21 protein-coding genes and 1 riboswitch are annotated in these 20,603 nt (G+C 41.7%); of the genes, 18 read left to right on the top strand and 3 right to left on the bottom strand.

All coding sequences use genetic code 11. The features are described 5' to 3' along the window. Position 1 precedes the first annotated feature (1 nt). The 7 genes from FILTAD_RS09115 to FILTAD_RS09085 all read left to right on the top strand — a co-directional run bounded on the left by FILTAD_RS09115 (position 2) and on the right by FILTAD_RS09085 (position 5,532). Positions 2–583 carry an ECF transporter S component gene (locus FILTAD_RS09115; protein ID WP_124070298.1) on the top strand — a complete coding sequence of 194 codons (582 nt, stop codon included), beginning with the start codon at positions 2–4 and terminating at the stop codon, positions 581–583. Next, positions 576–2,024, top strand: coding sequence for an ABC transporter ATP-binding protein (locus FILTAD_RS09110; protein ID WP_203229685.1), 1,449 nt, complete (start codon positions 576–578; stop codon positions 2,022–2,024). The genes FILTAD_RS09115 and FILTAD_RS09110 overlap by 8 nt, the downstream gene beginning before the upstream one ends. Next, complete coding sequence (locus FILTAD_RS09105; protein ID WP_345788894.1) at positions 2,011–2,772, top strand: energy-coupling factor transporter transmembrane component T family protein; 762 nt, start codon at positions 2,011–2,013, stop codon at positions 2,770–2,772. The genes FILTAD_RS09110 and FILTAD_RS09105 overlap by 14 nt, the downstream gene beginning before the upstream one ends. A gap of 531 nt (positions 2,773–3,303) precedes the next feature. After that, positions 3,304–3,546 (top strand): hypothetical protein, encoded by a 243-nt coding sequence (locus tag FILTAD_RS09100; RefSeq protein WP_238988204.1) that lies wholly within the window; start codon positions 3,304–3,306, stop codon positions 3,544–3,546. A 185-nt stretch (positions 3,547–3,731) separates the two neighbouring features. Then, positions 3,732–3,998 carry a hypothetical protein gene (locus tag FILTAD_RS09095; protein WP_124070296.1) on the top strand — a complete coding sequence of 89 codons (267 nt, stop codon included), beginning with the start codon at positions 3,732–3,734 and terminating at the stop codon, positions 3,996–3,998. A 107-nt stretch (positions 3,999–4,105) separates the two neighbouring features. Beyond that, positions 4,106–4,426, top strand: coding sequence for a hypothetical protein (locus FILTAD_RS09090; RefSeq protein ID WP_124070294.1), 321 nt, complete (start codon positions 4,106–4,108; stop codon positions 4,424–4,426). 149 nt (positions 4,427–4,575) lie between these two features. Next, positions 4,576–5,532 carry a tRNA dihydrouridine synthase gene (locus FILTAD_RS09085; RefSeq protein ID WP_203229684.1) on the top strand — a complete coding sequence of 319 codons (957 nt, stop codon included), beginning with the start codon at positions 4,576–4,578 and terminating at the stop codon, positions 5,530–5,532. Between the two features lie 159 nt (positions 5,533–5,691). On the opposite strand, the gene FILTAD_RS09080 is transcribed toward FILTAD_RS09085, so the two are convergent. Continuing rightward, entirely contained in the window at positions 5,692–6,066 is a 375-nt protein-coding gene (locus tag FILTAD_RS09080) for a hexameric tyrosine-coordinated heme protein (RefSeq protein WP_238988203.1), read from the bottom strand. Between the two features lie 219 nt (positions 6,067–6,285). Here FILTAD_RS09080 and FILTAD_RS09075 point away from each other — a divergent pair, with 219 nt between their 5' ends. Next, the gene (locus tag FILTAD_RS09075) at positions 6,286–6,501 is read left to right on the top strand and encodes a hypothetical protein (protein ID WP_124070290.1); all 216 of its coding nucleotides are present in this window, start codon (positions 6,286–6,288) and stop codon (positions 6,499–6,501) included. Positions 6,502–6,902: 401 nt separating this feature from the next. Here FILTAD_RS09075 and FILTAD_RS09070 read toward each other — a convergent pair whose 3' ends face one another. Then, on the bottom strand, positions 6,903–7,127 hold the full coding sequence (locus tag FILTAD_RS09070) for a hexameric tyrosine-coordinated heme protein (protein ID WP_124070289.1): 225 nt from the start codon (positions 7,125–7,127) through the stop codon (positions 6,903–6,905). 296 nt (positions 7,128–7,423) lie between these two features. Here FILTAD_RS09070 and FILTAD_RS09065 point away from each other — a divergent pair, with 296 nt between their 5' ends. From FILTAD_RS09065 to gnd, 8 genes are all read left to right on the top strand, one after another. Continuing rightward, complete coding sequence (locus tag FILTAD_RS09065; RefSeq protein WP_124070388.1) at positions 7,424–8,131, top strand: DNA alkylation repair protein; 708 nt, start codon at positions 7,424–7,426, stop codon at positions 8,129–8,131. 70 nt (positions 8,132–8,201) lie between these two features. Then, positions 8,202–9,179 carry a 2-hydroxyacid dehydrogenase gene (locus FILTAD_RS09060; protein ID WP_238988202.1) on the top strand — a complete coding sequence of 326 codons (978 nt, stop codon included), beginning with the start codon at positions 8,202–8,204 and terminating at the stop codon, positions 9,177–9,179. A gap of 86 nt (positions 9,180–9,265) precedes the next feature. Continuing rightward, positions 9,266–9,679 (top strand): VOC family protein, encoded by a 414-nt coding sequence (locus tag FILTAD_RS09055; RefSeq protein ID WP_124070287.1) that lies wholly within the window; start codon positions 9,266–9,268, stop codon positions 9,677–9,679. 336 nt (positions 9,680–10,015) lie between these two features. Next, positions 10,016–10,864, top strand: coding sequence for an aminopeptidase (locus FILTAD_RS09050; RefSeq protein ID WP_415579292.1), 849 nt, complete (start codon positions 10,016–10,018; stop codon positions 10,862–10,864). A 197-nt stretch (positions 10,865–11,061) separates the two neighbouring features. Continuing rightward, complete coding sequence (locus tag FILTAD_RS09045; RefSeq protein ID WP_124070283.1) at positions 11,062–11,784, top strand: GntR family transcriptional regulator; 723 nt, start codon at positions 11,062–11,064, stop codon at positions 11,782–11,784. 2 nt (positions 11,785–11,786) lie between these two features. Further along, positions 11,787–13,334 carry a gluconokinase gene (gene gntK / locus FILTAD_RS09040; protein ID WP_124070281.1) on the top strand — a complete coding sequence of 516 codons (1,548 nt, stop codon included), beginning with the start codon at positions 11,787–11,789 and terminating at the stop codon, positions 13,332–13,334. 22 nt (positions 13,335–13,356) lie between these two features. Beyond that, positions 13,357–14,703 (top strand): GntP family permease, encoded by a 1,347-nt coding sequence (locus FILTAD_RS09035; protein ID WP_124070279.1) that lies wholly within the window; start codon positions 13,357–13,359, stop codon positions 14,701–14,703. Positions 14,704–14,721: 18 nt separating this feature from the next. Continuing rightward, the gene (gene gnd / locus FILTAD_RS09030) at positions 14,722–16,125 is read left to right on the top strand and encodes a decarboxylating NADP(+)-dependent phosphogluconate dehydrogenase (RefSeq protein WP_124070277.1); all 1,404 of its coding nucleotides are present in this window, start codon (positions 14,722–14,724) and stop codon (positions 16,123–16,125) included. Positions 16,126–16,185: 60 nt separating this feature from the next. Here the strand turns inward: gnd and FILTAD_RS09025 are convergent, their stop codons facing one another. Next, the gene (locus FILTAD_RS09025) at positions 16,186–16,752 is read right to left on the bottom strand and encodes a YybS family protein (RefSeq protein ID WP_124070275.1); all 567 of its coding nucleotides are present in this window, start codon (positions 16,750–16,752) and stop codon (positions 16,186–16,188) included. 146 nt (positions 16,753–16,898) lie between these two features. On the opposite strand from FILTAD_RS09025, the gene FILTAD_RS09020 reads away from it, so the two are divergent. Both FILTAD_RS09020 and FILTAD_RS09015 read left to right on the top strand, forming a co-directional pair. Beyond that, a complete protein-coding gene (locus tag FILTAD_RS09020) occupies positions 16,899–18,215 on the top strand; it encodes a PQQ-dependent sugar dehydrogenase (RefSeq protein ID WP_124070274.1) in 1,317 nt (438 codons plus the stop codon). 232 nt (positions 18,216–18,447) lie between these two features. Continuing rightward, positions 18,448–18,555, top strand: a riboswitch (SAM riboswitch). A 166-nt stretch (positions 18,556–18,721) separates the two neighbouring features. Next, complete coding sequence (locus FILTAD_RS09015; protein WP_124070384.1) at positions 18,722–20,578, top strand: bifunctional homocysteine S-methyltransferase/methylenetetrahydrofolate reductase; 1,857 nt, start codon at positions 18,722–18,724, stop codon at positions 20,576–20,578. The last annotated feature ends 25 nt before the right edge of the window (positions 20,579–20,603 follow it).

The following is a 20,603-nucleotide window of genomic DNA, read 5'->3' as shown; positions in this document are numbered from 1 at the left end:
TATGCTCAAATCATGGAAACTAAAAGAAGTTGTTCTGCTATCCGTGTTTTCCGTCGTATTCGCCGTTGTCTATTTATTATTCGTCCATGTCGGTAATATTTGGTCGGGTTTTATCGGACCGATTGCGTTTGAATGGATGTTTGGGATTTGGTTTATTGTTTCCATCATTTCTATGTACATTATTCGGAAACCTGGGGCCGCAGTTTTATCTGAAACAATGGCAGCGGTAATTGAAGTGATGATCGGCAACGCAGTCGGCCCCCGTCTTATTTTGAGTGGACTGGTGCAAGGCCTTGGTGCGGAGGCTGCATTTGCGATAACGGGCTATAAACGTTTCAATACATGGGTTCTGATTCTTGCAGGTATCGGCGCTGCATTGTTTAGTTTCGCGTACGGCTTTTTCGTATCGGGCTACTCGGCATTGGCGCCTTCTTATTTAGCATTAATGCTCGGACTTCGTATCATGAGTGGTGCACTCATTGCAGGACTCGGTGGGCAATGGGTTTCTAACGGTCTTCTTGCAACTGGGGCACTCCGTGGCTATGCAATATCTTTAGGAAAAAGGAAGACGTCTGTTGAGTGAGTTAAAGGAAAGCCGCGTCCCGGTTGTGATTGAATTCAGTACTGTCACATTCCAGTTTCCCGAAGACGATGAACCTATTCTTCGGGACGTTTCATTCACAATCCATCAAGGAGAACGTGTTGTCATTACAGGCCCAAGTGGAAGTGGAAAAAGCACACTTCTCTATTTGATGAATCGCCTGTATCCGGTAAGTTGTGATGGAATTGTCACGGGTTCAATCACGTTATTTGAAAAAAATCATAATGCCTATTCACCTGGTGAAGTAAATGCCCGCATAGCTACGGTGTTTCAAGATCCGGATTCCCAATTTTGCATGCCGACGGTGGAAGAAGAAATGGCGTTCACTTTGGAGAATTTACAGGTACCGCGTGCGCTTATGGAAGAACGGATTATGGGAGCGCTACATGTGACCGGGTTAACCCACGTAAGAAATGCACGTATTCAAACGCTGTCCGGTGGTATGAAGCAACGCGTTGCTACAGCATGTGCCATTTTGATGAAGCCGGACGTTCTTATACTTGATGAGCCTTTGTCACATCTTGATCCAGTAACTGCACAAGAATATGTGATTTGGTTGGACGAACTGCAAAGAAAATACGGATGGACAGTTGTGGCGGTCGAACATCGCCTTGATTCTTGGAAAGACTTTTTCCGTCGTCGTTTGAAAGTAGTTACAGGCGGATTCGTCGAACAATCGGATTCCGTAGTAGCTGCTCCGATTTCATTCACCAAAAGATTTACATCTATCGAAGAGGAAACTGTATTTGAAGCGCGGGGTATTTCTGTGGAAGTGAAGGGAAAAAAACTTTTGAAAGATGTGTCCATACAGCTGAAACGTGGGGAAATCGCCGTACTGGCAGGACATAATGGTAGCGGAAAATCGACGCTATTGAAAACGATTTGTGGAATCATTCCTCTGTCAAAAGGAATAATCGAAAGTGGAACCATTTTACCGGGGTACGTTCCCCAGTCACCTGAACACTTATTCGTCTCACAACGGGTGGAAGATGAAATTCTCTTTTCAAAAAATGTGGTGCCCGAACTCGTCGATGATTTAATGCACCGGTTGCGTTTGGACGACATTCGTGACGCCCACCCATTTGCAATCAGTCATGGGCAAAAGCGAAGAACGGCAATTGCAGCCATGCTTGCTGAAAAACGACCTGTCTTACTGTTGGATGAACCGACGAGTGGGCAAGATGAAGCGGCTTTGTTGGAACTTCACCACCTGATTCACGCTCGGGCAGAAGAGGGTCTTGCTGTGCTCATCGTGACGCATGATATGGAGTTTGCAGCATCCGTTGCCGATACTGTTTATTTAATGAAAGAAGGACAAGTAACAGGTCGATTTAATGCGGCAGACGTTTGGGGAAATGAAACGCTTCTATATGAACATGCGCTACTCCCACCTGTAGGGGGTGTTCTTTGTGGAATTTCGTGAACAACTTCATGACATGAATCCTGCTATTAAATTTCTCGTAGTCGTCGTTTCCATGTTGACGCTGGCTTGGTTTTTCAACCCTTGGACACCTGCATTGTTTTTTGTTGGGATTGTATCTATTCAATTGGTTCTAAGTCGTGTGAACTGGAAACTGTGGCTACTTATGATGATTCCTTTCTCTATTACGGCTTTCGGTTATTTGTGGACGACGGTTTTATTTGCCGCTGAAACTGGAGGTATGGTCATTTGGACATGGAAAAGTATTGTCGTAACGAACGAACAATTGTCACGGGCGTTATCGCTATCCTTTCGCGTCATCGCCTTTTCTTCTATTTCGCTTCTTTTTGCCTTGACAACACAACCGGTGAAATTCGTGATGAGTTTAATGCAGCAGTTCCGACTGTCGCCGAAACTTGCTTATGGGATGTTGGTTGGCTATCAATTCTTGCCTGTTGTCAAAGATGAATTCATTCAAATCCGGCACGCCCATAGGTTGCGAGGCGTTGGGGATGAAAAATGGTGGTGGCAGCGCATTTTTGGGATGAAAAGAATACTGATCCCTCTCCTTGCGGCTGCGGTACGAAAAGCTGAACGGGCGGCATTCGCGATGGAAGCACGAGGTTTCACGGGTGCGCCGCGTAGCGAATTCTATAAACCAATACCGCTGGGAATTAATGACTGGATACTCTCTGCCTTATTTCTACTCCTTCTGTTCGCTAGTTGTATAGTAGGGGTTTTGTGGACATGAAAAACGAATAACTAAAATTTGTCACGGGATGCCAGGTACCGCCACGATTTGTAGTGCGCAAATGGTGGCGGTACCTGGCATCCTTAGTCGTTGTGAGGTGTGGAGAAAACGTTGCGAGGTTCGGGGATTATGTTGTGAGCTTTCGAGAATATGTTGTGTGGTAAGAAAACGTTGCTGGGTTCAGGGATTATGGTGTTAGGATGGCATTTTACAATGCACAGCACTCACGCAATTAAGTAAATCTAGCGCAGGCGCCTTCATAGTGGTCGCCGAAGCGTATTTCATGGAAAACTCTAAAGTGTGAGTGACTGTCACCGTAAAATGCTTTCTCTCTGAATGACTACAAATGTACCTGTAAAAGATAGGCGCTTACCCCTTCACATCTTCTGGATGATTAATGTGAAAGCCATACGTATGGTGAATTATAAATGTTATACTTGTTGTGCTAGTCTGATTTAATTTCAATAAGAACTGACTTCAAAGATCGGGCCAAGTTGTGGTATAGATTGGAAATAAGTATGGATGAAAGGGATGAGTTTTTCTATGTTATGGATTTCTACACAAGATAACCAAAGTTTGATAAATGTAAAAGAAGTTACTGTAAACGGGAAAAAAATAAAAGGTTTTGTTAGCAGTTCGACTTTAGACGAATGGAGTAAAGACTTGGGGAAGTATGAATCAAAAGAAAGAGCATTAGAAGTTCTTAATGAAATATTTATGAAAATTGAAGAAAACAATGGTATTTCTGCGACATTCGCTATGCCTAAAAAATAAGTATCAACTTGTTCGATAAATGGGCGCATTTCCAAAGTAAGGATCTGCGCTTATTCAGTATTAGGGCCACTTTGTTGCAGTGATACTAATTAAGAGTGTCTTTTAGGAGAATGTAAAGTGAAGGTTTTTTTGCTAACTTGTTTTATTTCATGGGAGTAATCGCTTGGACTTATGGGTTTCACTGGATGCTAATATTGTGGACTTACAGTGTACGTTTTACAGCTGCTGATGGACCGCCTGGTGACATTGGTATTGGTTCAAAACTTGTTTATAGTGTCGGCTTCCCACTGTTTAATTTCGTTTTAATAACTGTCATTTTTCTTTTATACCGCTTTATTCTCAATAACTTTGATATTGAATTAAAAAAAGTGGTACCGATTATTTTCAACGTAATTATTACTGCATACCTAATTTGGCGTGTTGTATACGTTGTATTTGACTATCATCTTTAATTATTGATTTCCATTATCCGGACTTTCGCAGAATAAGCATTGCGCCCATTTTTGCTTGATCGGGCCAGATTGTTTAGGAAGTACAAGTTACTATAGGGGGAAATGAAGTGGATTCGGATGTTTTCAAGCAACTTATAAAGAAAATGTGCAAGGTTAATGATATTTCTCTCAGAAAAGTTAGATTCGAAACCATTGAGAATATTGTGGTTATAAGTATGAAAAATCATTTGAAAGATGGCGTGGATTTAGATTGTTTCCATATTTTAAATCTGATCTATCAAATGATTGCTCCGCTAGGGGTGAAGTTTAATCAACAATTATATTTGTATCCAAATTCAAAAAGAGTCGCCAGGGTAACCGTAACTTTTAGTAAAGAGGATTATGATGCTTTAAATATGAAAATGAAAGACGATAACCTAGGTAACTAAAAAAAATCTAGGCGCCTTCGTTTTCTACTTTTTGTGGTAAGATTAACATGAATTTAACGTGCCTATGTAAGATACTATCGTGAAGGTTTAAACAATCATAATTGATCGTTCCAGGTACGGGAAAATAATGAAAGGATTTGAATTCGAGTATGAAAGATAATTTTTGGCGTGAGTTACCACGACCGTTTTTTATATTAGCGCCAATGGAAGATGTAACGAATGTTGTTTTTCGCCATGTAGTGAGTGAAGCAGCAAAGCCTGATGTGTTTTTTACTGAGTTTACGAATACGGAGAGTTTCAGTCATCCAGAAGGTATCTTTAGTTTGCGCGGACGTTTGACTTTTACAGAAGATGAACAACCCATTGTGGCCCATATATGGGGGAATAAGCCTGAAAACTTTCGGGAAATGAGTATTGGTATGGCGAAACAAGGTTTTAAGGGGGTGGATATCAATATGGGCTGCCCTGTGCCTAATGTGGCGGCAAAAGGGAAAGGAAGCGGGCTGATTAATTATCCTGATAATGCAGCAGATATCATACAAGCAGCAAAAGCAGGAGGATTGCCTGTAAGTGTGAAGACAAGGCTTGGTTATACGGACGTGGACGAGTGGCGCGGCTGGTTGACACACATATTGGAACAAGACATCGCAAATCTATCCATTCATCTGCGTACCAAAAAGGAAATGAGCAAAGTAGATGCGCATTGGGAACTAATCCCGGAGATTAAGAAACTTCGTGATGAGGTAGCGCCAGATACACTTTTGACAATCAATGGGGATATTCCTGATCGTCAAACTGGCTTGGAGCTCGCTGAACAATACGGTGTGGATGGGGTTATGATTGGACGAGGTATTTTCAAAAATCCATTTGCTTTTGAAAAAGAGCCAAGAGAACATAGTAGTAAGGAATTGCTTGATCTTTTAAGGTTGCAGCTTGACCTCCACGATAAATATTCAACAGAATTGGAGCCTCTACCATTCAAGCCTCTTCGTCGCTTTTTTAAGATCTATATTCGTGAGTTCAAAGGGGCAGGTGAATTGAGAAATCAATTGATGAGCACAGAGTCAACAGATGAAGTGCGCGAACTGCTTAGTAACTTCGAGTGAAAGAATGTTGTTGGAACGACGCAACAGAAGAATTGAACAATGTGATGTATGCAAGAAATGATCGTAAAAGTTTAAATAATTAATTTTGGGTACCGGGTTATAAAACAACTTTGAATTGCTTTATAACCCGGTACCTTTCACTATCCAATCAATTAGGTGTTACCGATAAAGTGGTGTCCACATCCTCCAATAGTTGTTTGCGGCAGCTACTGTTTGAAAATGAATCGCGACGACTTGTGATGCCGCTATTAAGCTATCCGGATTTCTGGAATATACCGGACGCAACATTTGCCTGATTTCTTCAGAAGGCTGTGTAAGCTCTATCCCTTTTTGTGCAAGCTTAACCGCCAGTTTATACCCTTCTTCCGGCGTTTGTGTTAGCAGCATTTGCAGCTGGTCGTTTGGCATGTAGTCCACTTCCTTTGCATATTTTATACTACTATACATATGCGTATGCAAACCGGCGGGTGTCTGTTTTCCATTTTGTAATGAATGCATTAAGAGTTTGATAGCTGTCCCATCAGTGAACTTCATCAGCTACATCAAAGGGTAATGATGTAGCGTCCGTTTGGTTCTTGAGTACGACCTAGGTACTTATTCTACAGCGGAACAGGTCAGTTGAATAAGATTCCTTCCCTCTGTTTAATTGTGTGCTCGCACATGTTATAATGAGGGGATTAGGATAATTATTCATAATTGAACGGATGCCGAAAAAAGCCTCCGCCTATCGATAAAATATGGAGGTATAAGAGAATGAGCAAACGATGGACAATCGATAAAATTAAAATATTTGTTGAGAACAATTCGGATAGTAAGTTGTTAACGACGGAATATCATGGTTTTTCTCAAAAGCTACTATTTAAATGTGCATGTGGTAGTAACTTTGAAAAAACACTTACAAAGTTTAACAATAATAACCAACGTAAATGTGACGTGTGCCAACCGCCAAAAACATCACGCGGCGAATAGCAAATAAAGCGAAACTTCAATCAGTGGGGGTTTTTCGACGCACAGGACGTGCTAGTGCAGACGTTGCGACAGGACGTCGCGCATTTAGTCTGCCTCATCCCCCACTGATTGTTAGTTGAGCCATTCGGGCTTTAAAGCGGAATCGCATTTTATTCCGCAAGCACTTCGGGCAGTTGATCCCCCACTTATTCTTCTTGTTTTCTCAAGGACTTGAAGTTGGGGGTCTTACTGCCCGTTAATGCGGGAAAAACGAAGTGCCGATTTCTAGTAAAAGAGAAATTGGCGCTATTTTTTACAGAGTAATAGGGTGGTAATTGCTCAAACGTTCATGTTTGTATGAGTGGCTAGAACCGTATTGTATATGATTAAACTAATATTAGATACCTATGCTGTTTTTTCACTTACTTCCAATAATTATTCGCAGCTGCGACGGTTTGAAAATGTGTTGCAACAACATGTGATGCCATCGTGAGACTATCGGCATTTTCCGCGTAGTCAGAACGTAATTTTTCCCGTACTTCTGCAGAGGTTTGTGTGTAGGCAACCCCTTTCCTTGCTAGCATTAAAGCAAGTTCAAATCCTTGTTGAGGAGTGTCCGTTTGTAAGCTAGTAAGCCAATCTGCCATATGCTCATCCCCTTTGATAGTGTAGTATAAATATAACTCAAGAAGTTCTACTTTTCAATTAATAGAAAGCGCCAGCCATTAATTTCGTTCTACTATCCGTATTTAATTTCCCCGATACCTTCAATTGAGTGGAACTTTTAGCGAAGTGGAACGTATACATAGGCAGACTCGTATGTTCGTTTCGAAATTGCGAATGGGTATCGTATTGCCATCAGTTTGTATAAGTGACTGTGGCACTGTGAATTCAATGGGCAAAATAGTAGAAGGAATACTCCGAAAAGAGGAAGTGCTAAATGATGAATGTAGAAATGGTAATGCAGGAGCTTGAAGCCCTTGGCAAGGAACGAACTAAAAAAATATACATATCCAATGGCGCGCATGAGCCTGTTTTCGGCGTGGCTACAGGTGCGATGAAACCAATCGCAAAGAACCTGAAATTAAATCAACAGTTAGCTGAAGAGCTTTATGCGACAAGGAACTACGATGCCATGTACTTTGCGGGCATTATTGCAGACCCAAAAGCAATGACTGAATCGGATTTTGATCGTTGGATTGATTCGGCCTATTTTTATATGCTGTCCGATTATGTAGTGGCCGTAACTTTATCAGAGTCAGATATTGCACAAGAAGTTGCTGATAAATGGATTGCAAGCGGTGAAGAGCTGAGGATGTCAGCGGGCTGGAGTTGCTACTGTTGGCTTTTAGGTAATCGCTCCGACGTTGAATTTTCCGAGAGCAAGATTACCAGCATGCTTGAAACCATGAAAAACACGATTCACGATTCTCCAGAACGAACGAAATCCGCTATGAATAATTTTCTACACACTGTAGGCGTTTCATATTTGCCGCTCCATGAAATGGCGGTCAAAACAGCAAGTGTAGTAGGTACAGTAGAAGTCAAACGAGACAAGAAAAAAAGCAGTATCCTAAACGCTTACGAAAGCATTCAAAAAGAAGTAGACAGAGGAAAACTTGGTTTCAAACGCAAATATGTAAGATGTTAAAATTCGCTTCGCATGGTGACACCGTTAATGATGGATTCAGGTTTTATTGAATAGTAGGGGGGAATGAAAAGTGAAACCGAAAGTGTATTCAACATATTCTGTACCTGAACATGTGAAAGAATTTATGGCAACTTATTGTGATATTCGTGAATGGCAGGGCGATGGACGGATTACAAGAGATGTTTTGTTAAAGGAAATTACCGATGTTGAAGGATTATATACGGCGGGTAGCAGTATGGTTGGAGTGATTGATGACGAGCTGCTGAATCACGCCCCTCTTTTAAAAGTCATTAGTAACGTATCTGTTGGTTACAATAATTTTGATGTAGAAGCTATGAATAAACGAAATATAATTGGAACCAATACTCCTTATGTGTTGGATGAAACGGTTGCGGATTTAGCATTTGCACTGATTTTATCCACTGCTAGACGCATCACTGAATTAGATCAGTTTGTCAAAGAAGGAAGCTGGAAACCAACGACAAATTATCACGAGACTTATGGATTGGATGTACATGGTACCACGCTAGGCATCATTGGTATGGGGCGGATTGGAGAAGCGATTGCAAGAAGAGCGAAATTCGGATTTAATATGGATGTCCTTTATTTTAATCGGAACAGAAAACCGGAAGCTGAAGACAAGTATGGTGCAGAGTATTGCGACTTGACGTCGCTTTTAACACGTGCCGATTATATCGTGTTGATGACCCCTCTTACACCTGAGACGTTCCAAATTATTGGCGAAGAAGAATTTAAATTGATGAAGAAATCAGCCATTTTCATAAATGTATCTCGCGGTCAGACAGTAGATGAACAAGCGCTTATTCATGCATTACAAAATGGGGAGATCTACGGAGCAGGATTGGATGTATTTGAAAAAGAGCCTGTGGATCAAGATAACCCATTACTTCAAATGTCGAATGTCGTTACTGTCCCTCACATCGGATCCGCTACAGCGAGAACGGAAGCGGCAATGGCGATGCGAGCGGCCGAGAATTTAGTTGCTGTTTTAACGGGGAAGGAACCGATAGACCCTGTTGGGAAATAAATTTAGAAAAGTCCATGGTGACAGTCACTCAAACGTTCATGTTTGTATGAGTGACAATTCGCTGGATACCGAACGGAGGAACTAAATTGGACCATGTTTTAGATCATGTTGGAATTGCTGTTAGAAGTATCGATGATGTGCTTCCGTTCTATCTTAATGTACTAAATGGATTGTTGGAGGATCGTTATACAAGTGATGCACCTGGTGTTGAAGTGCATGTTGCTGTGGTCAGAACGAATGATAAAGTAATTGAATTACTGGAACCAACCAACAAGAACTCTCCAATTGCCCGGTTTATAAAGCAACGGGGAAAAGGGGTGCATCATATTGCATATCGAGTTGAAGATTTGGACAAAGCAATACTCGAGGCGAAAGAAAAAGGGATTCGTTTTCTAGAGGACACACTACGTACTAACACACGTGGGAGAAGGCTTATTTATATTAATCCTGCATCAACTGCGGGAACTTTAGTAGAACTTTGTGGCTACCCTAATGATTAACGATGGTTTAGGTGTCAAAACTTTACTACTTGCTTTATGATGTTTCCATTTATACTAACAAGGATATAAAAGGGAAAGCACAAACACGAATATTGTTGACGCTTCTCTGCGATATATTTATCAAATCTGCGGTGACAGTCACTCAAACTTTCGCGTTTTTTTCAACTGTCTTGATTGTTTAAACTTTCATGTTTGTATGAGTGACACAGGATACAACACCAGGTATAACAATTTTCTGGCTTATTCTACCATGCCGATAAGTATTTACGGAAATTTCAATTTTTATTTTCAACTATTACGAAGCCGGTGGTAGACTGAAAAAAGGGAGGAATTCACTTGCGGATTAAAAATTGCATTCCAGACTTTCTGGAGCTGTACGAATCTAAGAAGGAATTTGAATTACCCGATTTACAGACTTATATTAACAGGCATCCAGAGATATTTGACCAGTATTTTCCGAACCACTGTCCGAAAACTGAAGAACGTCTTCAGGCAGCAATTGATAAATACCCTAGTAAAATCGAAGATATACGTACCATGTCGGGGAAGCTACCCGAAATTATCGAAGAGATTGATGGAGTCTATATGAACGTCTTCAATAATGATCTTGCTATTAACTATAATATCCTTGTTGGCACGTTTGGTTCGAATGCATTTGTCACAAGGGAAATTAAGGGAGATATTTACTTTGCGGTTGAAAAATTGTCTCCTGTATCCAATCATTTAAAGGTGATTGTTGCACATGAAATTGGCCATGTCACTCATTTTTCATTCGCTGCTAAGCAGGGGATGGACTGGAGGTCAGTCGATTGGATGCACGGTCTTACAACACTTTATACGGAGGGGGCAGCGACGTATTTATCACAAAAAATCGTTCCCGGTCTAAATAAGTCAGTGTATTTCACGTACGATGACGACGGGGATTTGTGGGTGAAGTGTTATGAAGAGAATAAACTTGAAGTGAAAAAACGCTTTCTGGAAGATGTGTTATCGGGATGGGACATGGTCAAGGAAAAGGAGTGGTTCCGCTTATCCGGCGGCAGCTATTTCGGTTCTAACCGATTAGGCTATTTACTGGGGATGGATTACGTCGGGCATCTCGTTGAAAGGATAGGGGAGGCAGAGGCGCTGGCTTTTTGGAATGGCAATGATGTGAAGGCAGATATAGTGGCTTGGTTGAAATAAAGTAGCTACACTGGCACGCAAACAATTATCCCTACAACAAAAAGCGACAACTCCGTAATAGGGGTTGTCGTTTTTTGGTCTAAAACTAATCATCCGTTAACGTTATTATTCCATCATAAAAGCGTTTACATTTCGTGATAATTGCACTATTATACTTGTATACAAGTATATCGACATTCAAAGGAAGAAGGGATGTTATGAGCAAAACCAAAGAGTTTATATACCCTCCAAAATGGGGTGCGGGCGCTTCTACTGGTGTGCGTTTAGCATGCGAGGTTAGAACGCGGATTATTTCGGGCATGATTACAAAGGGCACTATTTTATCGGAAAATAAATTAGCATCAGAATTTGAAGTTAGTCGCTCACCTATTCGTGAAGCATTGAAAATACTGGCATCTGAAAATATTATCCGACTAGAAAGAATGGGCGCGGTTGTAGTCGGTTTAACTGAACAGGATATAAAGGAAATATATGATGTGCGTTTGCTAATCGAAACGTTCGTGTATGAACGGATCGTGAAAATAGACACAAGTGAATTAGTAAGAGAGTTAAGTAAGATACTTGAAATGATGGAAGTTGCTATTAAATACAAAGATGCAGATGAGTTCTCCTATCAAGATGTATTATTTCATGAAACGATTATTCGTTCGATCAATCATTCTTACATCATGCTGATTTGGAATAATACGAAACCTGTTATGGAAAGTTTAATTCTTTTATCAATGAGAATGCGCTTAGAAGAAAAGTACGATGATTTCACACGAATACTGAAAAATCATGAGGTTTATATTAAAGCGATTAAAACAAAAGATAGAGCAATAATGATTCAAGCTTTGCATCAGAATTTCGATAATGTGCAAGGTGAAGTGGGAGACCTTTGGATGTCGCAGCAAATGCTCACTGAAGGAAGGGAGCGATAAATTTGACGAATTATATGTTAGGCGTAGATATAGGCACGACAAGTACGAAAGCTGTTTTATTTACTGAAGAAGGTAAAATCATTCAGCAAGAGAATATCGGTTATCCTCTTTTTACGCCGGATATGTCGACAGCTGAACAGAACCCAGAAGAAATATCTCAAGCTGTGATGCAAGTAATTTCGAATGTAATGGGGAATTCCGGTATTTCTCCGGACCGTCTGTTGTTCATATCATTTAGCAGTGCGATGCACAGTGTTATTGCGATGGATGAAGACGATCAGCCCCTAACGCAGTGTATCACGTGGGCAGATAATCGAAGTGAAGCTTGGACACGTAAAATAAAAGAAGAGTTAAATGGTCATGAGGTATATAAACGAACTGGTACACCGATTCACCCTATGTCTCCATTAAGCAAAATTGCTTGGATTGTGCATGATTGTCCTGAGCTAGCAGCCAAAGCGAAAAAATATATAGGCATTAAAGAATATATTTTTAAAAAGTTTTTTGATCGGTACGTCGTGGATCATTCGTTGGCCTCAGCGATGGGGATGATGAATCTCGAGAAGCTGAATTGGGATGAAGAAGCGTTGGAAATTGCTGGTGTCACTTCAGAGCAGTTGTCTGAACTTGTACCGACAACAACGGTTTTTACGAATTGTGACTCAAAATTAGCAAGAAAAATTGGAATTAATCCGCGGACTAAATTTGTCATTGGCGCAAGTGATGGCGTGCTTTCTAATATAGGTGTCAATGCGATCGGTAAGGGTGAAGTCGCGGTAACGATTGGTACTAGTGGTGCGATACGGACCGTCATTGACCGTCCTCAAACAGACGAAAAGGGACGGATATTCTGTTATGCATTAACCGAAAACCATTGGGTCATTGGCGGGCCTGTAAACAATGGCGGTATCGTACTTCGCTGGGTTAGAGATGAATTTGCATCATCAGAGGTAGAGACAGCGAAAAGGTTAGGTATTGATCCGTATGAAGTGTTAACGAAGATTGCCGAACGTGTAAGAGCTGGCTCGGATGGTTTGTTATTCCATCCGTACCTAGCGGGTGAACGTGCACCTTTGTGGAATCCTGACGTGCGGGGCTCATTCTTTGGCTTAACAGTGTCGCATAAGAAGGAACATATGATTCGCGCAGCTCTTGAAGGCGTGATTTATAATCTGTACACAGTTTTTTTAGCATTACTAGAAGTTATGGATCAACCCGTTACTCGAATTCAAGCGACTGGTGGATTTGCAAGATCAAGCGTATGGCGTCAAATGATGGCCGATATATTTGATCTGGAAGTGATTGTTCCCGAAAGCTATGAAAGTTCGTGTTTGGGTGCTTGTATTTTGGGACTCTATGCCACGGGAAAGGTCGAATCATTTGATGTCGTGTCTGAAATGGTCGGTAATACGCATAAGCATACACCGATTGAAGCCGATGTGGATGAATACAAAAAGCTATTACCAATATTCATTAATTTATCCAGAGTACTGGAAAACGAGTATGCGAGTATCGCAAGTTATCAGAGAAGCTTAATTTCAACTAAATAAGGAACCACAGAGGGAGATTATTATGCCGTTAATCATTGTATCAGTAGGGATTGTAGCATTACTTATTTTAATCATGGGATTCAAATTAAACACGTTTGTCTCTTTAATCATTGTCTCCTTCGGTGTCGCTTTAGCCTTGGGTATGCCACTGGATAGTATTGTCTCCTCAATTGAAGCCGGATTGGGTGGAACACTTGGCCATTTGGCATTGATCTTCGGTCTTGGTGCAATGTTGGGTAGGTTAATCGCGGATGCGGGAGGTGCGCAACGTATTTCGATAACCTTGATTGATAAATTCGGGGAAAGAAATATTCAATGGGCCGTTGTAGTTGCGTCATTCATTATCGGCATCGCCTTGTTCTTTGAAGTAGGACTGGTGTTATTAATTCCAATCGTATTTACTATTTCAAAACAATTAAAGGTTTCTATTTTATATTTAGGGATTCCTATGGCTGCTGCTTTATCAGTGACTCATGGATTCTTACCACCGCATCCAGGACCGACTGTAATCGCTGGAGAATATGGTGCTAATATTGGTGAAGTTTTGCTTTATGGTTTTATCATCGCAATTCCAACCGTCATTATAGCGGGTCCTTTATTTACAAAGCTTGCCAAAAGACTTGTACCTGATTCGTTCAATCGGACAGGGGATATTGCTTCTTTGGGTGAACAAAAAACGTTTAAAATTGAAGATACACCCGGTTTTGGAATCAGTGTTTTTACGGCAATGTTTCCTGTTATTTTAATGTCTATCGCCACAATTATTTCAATGGTCCAGAAGACAGCTGACATTGCGGATAATCAGGCATTCGAAATTGTTCGTTTCGTAGGAAATGCATCTACAGCAATGGTTTTATCTTTATTGCTCGCAATCTTTACAATGGGATTAGCTAGAAATATTCCGATGAAAACAGTGATGAATTCTTGTTCGATCGCAATCGCAAATATTGGGATGCTACTCTTAATCATCGGGGGCGGTGGGGCGTTTAAACAAGTGCTCATTGATGGTGGTGTTGGTGGCTACGTAGCGGAATTATTTAGTGAAACTTCCTTATCACCTATCTTACTTGCATGGATAATCGCGGCTATATTAAGGATTGCTTTGGGGTCGGCAACTGTTGCGGCTTTAACAACGGCTGGATTGGTTATACCGATGTTGGGCACATCCGATGTGAATTTAGCTTTGGTCGTATTGGCAACTGGGGCAGGAAGTTTGATCGCTTCACATGTGAATGATGCTGGTTTCTGGATGTTTAAAGAGTTTTTTGGTTTGACATTGAAAGAGACATTTGCAACATGGACATTGCTTGAATCGATTATTTCAATAGCTGGATTAGGCTTTATTTTATTATTAAGTTTAGTTGTTTAAATTGGAGGTTGAAAATAGATGGGCAATACGATTGGCGTTATGGGCCTAGGAGTAATGGGTAGCAGTATCGCGTTAAACATGGCGAGTAAGGGTGAAAAGGTGGCTGTCTATAATTACACACCTGATTTAACTGATCAACTCGTACAAAAAAGTGGACACGAGGAAATTTATCCGTATTATGATGTACAAGGTTTTGTACAATCTCTGCAGTCACCAAGAAAAATATTTCTTATGGTGACAGCTGGAAAAGTGGTAGATTCGGTGATTCAGTCACTCGTTCCCCATCTTGAGCCAGGCGATATCATCATGGACGGCGGCAATTCAAATTACGAAGACACCGCACGCCGGTATGACGAATTAAAGGTCACGGGAATCGATTATTTAGGTGTCGGCGTTTCAGGCGGCGAAGAAGGTGCATTAAAAGGACCTTCCCTTATGCCTGGTGGGGATGAAGAAGTGTATGAAAAAGTGGCACCTATCCTTACTAAAATTGCCGCCCAAGTGGAAGGGCAACCATGCTGCGTTTACATCGGTCCGAAAGGCGCTGGCCATTTTGTGAAAATGGTCCATAACGGGATTGAGTATGCGGATATGCAGCTAATTGCCGAGGCGTATACTTTTTTAAGAGAGAAACTGCATATTCCATTGACGGAAATCGCTGATATATTTGAAACGTGGAATCAAGGCGAATTGAAAAGTTACCTAATCGAAATCACAGCCGATATATTAAGAAAGCAAGATGACAAAACAGGTTTGCCGCTTGTAGATCGTATACTCGATAAAACCGGCCAAAATGGTACGGGGAAATGGACGAGCATCCAAGCAATTGATAACGGTATCCCCGTGTCAATTATTACGGAATCGTTATTCGCTCGTTACCTTTCCCATAAAAAAGAAGAACGCGTACCTGCATCAACTCTATTAGCAGGTCCGGAAATTCAAAATGATGACTTAGATCAAGATGTATGGGTTGAATATGTAAGACAAGCCTTATATATGGGGAAAGTTTGTGCGTATGCACAAGGGTTTACCCAGTACAAAATGACTTCGGGACTTTATGATTGGAATTTGCCGTTAAAAGACATCGCTTTAATTTTCCGTGGCGGTTGTATTATACGAGCTGAATTTTTAAATACAATCAGTAAAGCGTATGAAGCACAAAGGGGCATAGCAAATTTATTGGTTGCACCTTATTTTGTAGAAAAGACGAAAGAGTATCAGGTAAGCCTGCGAAAAGTTATTACTGAAGGCGTAATGTCGGGGCTGTCATTTCCATCCCTAAGCGCTTCCCTTTCTTATTATGATAGCTATCGTACAGCTAATTCCAGCGCAAATCTTTTACAAGCACAACGTGATTATTTTGGTGCACATAGGTACGAGCGCACTGATGTAGAAGGATCTTTTCATACGAATTGGAAATGACTTTGTCAGTCTGTAAAGACCTTTCGCAAGTTCAACATTGAACTTGCGAAAGGTCTTTTTTTATTTTATCCCCAGGATTGCTTTAATCTTACGCAGAAAATAGAGACCGAATTCCAACCAAAACCAACTGTATAGAAGCGAAAATCCAAAAATAATCAGTAAAGACAGCATACTGAACGAGGAAGAAATTGTGGGGCCGAAAACAGGAAAGCCTAGACCATACAAAGGTACGCAGATGCCTATGACTAAGAGTAAACTTGTTGCTAATAGAACGCCCAAGCGACGGTTCAAAGCGCGGAATGTCGACCCTAATACTAATCCAAGTAGGCCGGTGGTGAAAGGGAAAATGATCAATTCAGTTGGTTGAATTACGACTAATAGGAAGATTGTTAATACGTAAGCTAAAACCCCCGAACGGAATGAAATCAGCGCACCCAGCAAAATCGGTGCAGTCGCAAATGGGCTAATGAAATAACCAATACTTGGTAACAACCCCCCGGCGGATTGTAGAATTGTTGCAAGCGCCGCCATCAATGCTGTAAACATCATCTTTTTTGTAGGTGACCACTTGTTAAAAAAAAGGTGTATGTCATGTGGATGAGAGGGTATGGCTTTGGTAAAATACATGGTTTCCCTCCTATTTGTTTTACCCATTTATCACAACGTCCTTATATAGTATAAGAAAGGAATGGAACCTGTGACGGTTATAAGTACCCAAAAGCCCAATTGTTGAATAGATTGATAGGGAAACCGTAGAGAGGGGATAGTGGACGATGTCCGAACGGAAAGTTTCCCAACAAAGAAAGATTGATCCTGGAGACGTCTTGTTACCGGCCGGGTACACCATCGACGTGTTTGCGACCGGTTTAACCACGCCGATTAATATAACTTTTACAGGTAAAGCGGAAATGTTGGTTGCGGATTCCGGTATAACGGATGGTAATGGCAAGGTGCTGAAACTGACGCGGGAAGGCTTTACAGTTATTGCCGATGGGTTTAATCCTCCATTGACAGGAATTACTGAATATCATGGCGATATTTACGTTGCACATCGTCGTTATGTCACAAAAATCCAACCTGATGGGACGAAAAAGGACATCATAGATGGCCTGCCCAGTAATGGTGACCACCATAATAACCGGGTGGTGTTCGGTCCGGATGGCAAAATGTATTTTGGTCAGGGAACTGCGACGAACAGTGGGGTTGTAGGAACTGACAATAGCTGGGTCAAAGAGCATCCTTTCTTTCATGATTACCCTGGCGGGAGAATTACTTTGAATGGGCAGGACTATCAAAGTTCAGGATTTTTAGATAGTTTTCCAAAGCGTTTATCCAGAACGGGTGCGTATGTACCTTTTGGTATTGCAACTTATCCTGGAAAAACGGTGGATGGAATTAGTCGTGCAAATGGAAGCATATTAAGGGCCAATCCGGATGGTTCGGAGCTTGAATTGGTTGCGTGGGGGTTGCGGAATCCTTTCAGATTGCGGTTTGACAGTTATCATCGCTTGTTTGCGGCCAATCACGGGATAGACGTACGCGGTAGTCGGCCAGTCGCCAACTCGCCGGACGAATTCCAGTGGATTCGACCTGATGTCTGGTATGGGTTTCCGGATTTCACCGGGGGATTGCCAGTCACCTTGCCACAATTTAAACCGGAGGGGATGCCCCAACCAACCTTTTTGTTGGCGGAACATCCGATGCAACCTCCGCGTCCAGTAGCTACCTTTCCGGCACACTCAGCCACAATGGGATTCAGTTTCAATGAGGATCCCTCTTTTGCCACAATAGGGGATGCATTTATTGCGGAGTTCGGTGCCAATGATCCCGTTACAACGGGAGGAAAATCACTTCCACGTGTTGGACATCGTGTGTCTCGTATAGATATGCAAACAGGGCAGGTACATGTATTTGCCATTAATCAATCCGGCCTACCTGCATCTGCGACAAACGGGGGTGGATTCGAACGTCCCATTGATGCCGTTTTTGATCACCACGGTGCCCTTTACATCGCAGACTTCGGTTTGTTTGCCGGAAAATCAGCAATACCTGGAACTGGGGTGATTTGGCGAATAACGAGGACTACTTAAGATTAGAGGCTACAGCAGTTTCAATGGGAACTTATGATTCCAGTGAATCCGGCTACCAGCTTCTTCCTCTGAAGCCGGAGCCAGGTACTGCCACAATGTGAAGAGCACAAGTGGTGTCAGAAACCGGCACCAGGAGTGTGATAAAATTAATTTTTAAATATGTGTTGCTAATTCTCCGACAATAAGGTAAAGTCTATATTAACGAAAGCAAACAAATCCAACTTAATAGTTTTTCTTATCTAGAGAGGTATAGGGACTGGCCCGATGACACCTCAGCAACCAGCCATTTCGGCACGGTGCTAATTCCAGCAAGTCGGTAACAAGACTTGGTAGATGAGGAGAAGACTTATTCAAAATCAGAGTCTACTTCCTTTATTCAACATAGGAAGTAGGCTCTTTTTTGTATATAAAAGTACTTCCAATAAAGTTTGTATTTTCAAGAAAAAGGAGTAGTAGGAGAGTTTTTGAAATAACTTTTTGAGAATTGAAAGGAGAGTGTGATGTCGTTGAATCTACTAGATACCTTGAAAGAACGCATTTTAATCGGTGATGGGGCAATGGGAACCCTCCTTTACTCACACGGGGTTGATCTTTGTTTTGAAGAACTGAACTTGACGCACCCCGACCAAGTGCTTCACATTCACCAAGCCTATATTGAAGCGGGTGCCGATATCATTCAAACGAACACATATGGCGCCAATTATATAAAACTGGCACGCCACGGTTTGGAGGACAGTGTCAAAGAGATAAATAAAGCAGCGGTTCAAATTGCGAAAAAAGCTGCCGGTGAAGATACGTTCATCCTTGGGGCTATCGGTGGGATTCATGGATCCCGAACATCCACAGGAACGAAGGATGAAATCAAGCGCAGCTTCAGGGAACAATTGTATTGCTTACTCCTTGAAGGTGTGGATGGTCTGCTTTTAGAAACGTATTACGATTTTGATGAATTAACGACTGTGCTCAAAATTGCACGCGAAGAGACGGATATCCCGATCATTACGAACGTATCGATGCATGAAGCGGGTGTACTTCAAAATGGACTGGAGCTTGCGGACGCCTTGTTGCAGTTGGAAAATCTAGGTGCAGACATAGTCGGCATCAATTGCCGCCTCGGCCCTTACCATATGTTGAAGTCTTTGGAATCTGTTCCGTTGATGAAGCGCGCTTTGTTGTCGGTGTACCCGAACGCCAGTTATCCGGGCTATAAAGACGGGAAGTTATTTTACGAAAATGAACCTGAATACTTCGAGAAGTTCGCGCTGAATTTTCGAAAGGAAGGGATCAGTTTAATAGGTGGGTGCTGTGGGACAACACCCGAACATATTCGAGCGCTAGTGAAAGGACTTACAATCCGGGAGCCGATTCAGGAAAAGCTTGTTAAAAAGAAAGTGGCAAAAGTTGCGGCTTCAGAGTCTAAGTTGAAAGAGTCGCAATCACCGACATTACTTGAAACGGTGAAAAAAAGGCATTCGATAATTGTTGAACTTGATGCGCCTAAACATTTAAATACAACTAAATTTTTTGAAGGTGCACAGGCATTAAAGGATGCGGGTGTGGATGCCATTACATTGGCGGATAATTCATTGGCAACACCAAGAATTTGCAATGCTTCAATGGCGTCACTTGTTAAACAAACGATTGGAGCCACACCTCTAGTTCATGTGACATGCCGGGACCGCAATTTAATCGGCTTGCAGTCGCATCTTATGGGATTACACACATTAGGTATCACTGAATTATTGGCAATTACGGGAGACCCTACGAAAATAGGTGATTTTCCTGGAGCAACATCTGTTTTCGATGTGACATCATTTGAATTAATCAAACTGATTAAGCAATTTAATGAAGGAGTTTCGAAGTCAGGAAAATCATTGCAGCAGAAAACGTCATTTACCGTAGCTGCGGCTTTTAATCCAAATGTTCGCCACTTGGATCGCGCCGTAGAAAGATTGGAGAAAAAAATAGAAGCCGGGGCCGATTATTTTATCACCCAGCCAATCTATAGCCCGGAAAGGATTATTGAACTATACGAGGCAACAAAACATATTAAAGCACCGATTTACATTGGAAATATGCCGCTGACTTCATCGCAAAACGCTGAATTTCTTCACAACGAAGTACCAGGCATTAAGTTGACAGACCAAGTACGTGCAAGAATGGCCCTATCCAATGGGAATCGTGAACAATCTACGAAAGAAGGTTTACAGGTTTCGAAGGAATTGATCGATGTGGCGCTTGAGCATTTCCATGGCATTTATTTAATAACTCCCTTCATGCGTTACGACATGACTGTGGATTTGACGAAGTATATACACAGTAAAGTGGATGCCATTGTAGCAAGGGAGGTGGTTCGAGCCTAGCGTAACACGTATTAAAACGAATACA

It is taken from the genome of Filibacter tadaridae (assembly GCF_900609045.1).
Taxonomy (GTDB): domain Bacteria; phylum Bacillota; class Bacilli; order Bacillales_A; family Planococcaceae; genus Sporosarcina; species Sporosarcina tadaridae.
The sequence above is the reverse complement of the archived record's forward strand: the minus strand, read 5'-3'. Positions and strand labels throughout refer to the sequence as shown.

Excerpts from the sequence above, each read along its gene's own strand:
- FILTAD_RS09115 (WP_124070298.1), top strand. The coding sequence starts at position 2 with ATGCTCAAATCATGGAAACTAAAAGAAGTTGTTCTGCTATCCGTGTTT.
- FILTAD_RS09100 (WP_238988204.1), top strand. The coding sequence starts at position 3,304 with ATGAGTTTTTCTATGTTATGGATTTCTACACAAGATAACCAAAGTTTG.
- FILTAD_RS09095 (WP_124070296.1), top strand. The coding sequence starts at position 3,732 with ATGCTAATATTGTGGACTTACAGTGTACGTTTTACAGCTGCTGATGGA.
- FILTAD_RS09085 (WP_203229684.1), top strand. The coding sequence starts at position 4,576 with ATGAAAGATAATTTTTGGCGTGAGTTACCACGACCGTTTTTTATATTA.
- FILTAD_RS09080 (WP_238988203.1), bottom strand. The coding sequence starts at position 6,066 with ATGAAGTTCACTGATGGGACAGCTATCAAACTCTTAATGCATTCATTA.
- FILTAD_RS09075 (WP_124070290.1), top strand. The coding sequence starts at position 6,286 with ATGAGCAAACGATGGACAATCGATAAAATTAAAATATTTGTTGAGAAC.
- FILTAD_RS09070 (WP_124070289.1), bottom strand. The coding sequence starts at position 7,127 with ATGGCAGATTGGCTTACTAGCTTACAAACGGACACTCCTCAACAAGGA.
- FILTAD_RS09065 (WP_124070388.1), top strand. The coding sequence starts at position 7,424 with ATGAATGTAGAAATGGTAATGCAGGAGCTTGAAGCCCTTGGCAAGGAA.
- FILTAD_RS09045 (WP_124070283.1), top strand. The coding sequence starts at position 11,062 with ATGAGCAAAACCAAAGAGTTTATATACCCTCCAAAATGGGGTGCGGGC.
- FILTAD_RS09035 (WP_124070279.1), top strand. The coding sequence starts at position 13,357 with ATGCCGTTAATCATTGTATCAGTAGGGATTGTAGCATTACTTATTTTA.
- gnd (WP_124070277.1), top strand. The coding sequence starts at position 14,722 with ATGGGCAATACGATTGGCGTTATGGGCCTAGGAGTAATGGGTAGCAGT.
- FILTAD_RS09025 (WP_124070275.1), bottom strand. The coding sequence starts at position 16,752 with ATGTATTTTACCAAAGCCATACCCTCTCATCCACATGACATACACCTT.
- FILTAD_RS09020 (WP_124070274.1), top strand. The coding sequence starts at position 16,899 with ATGTCCGAACGGAAAGTTTCCCAACAAAGAAAGATTGATCCTGGAGAC.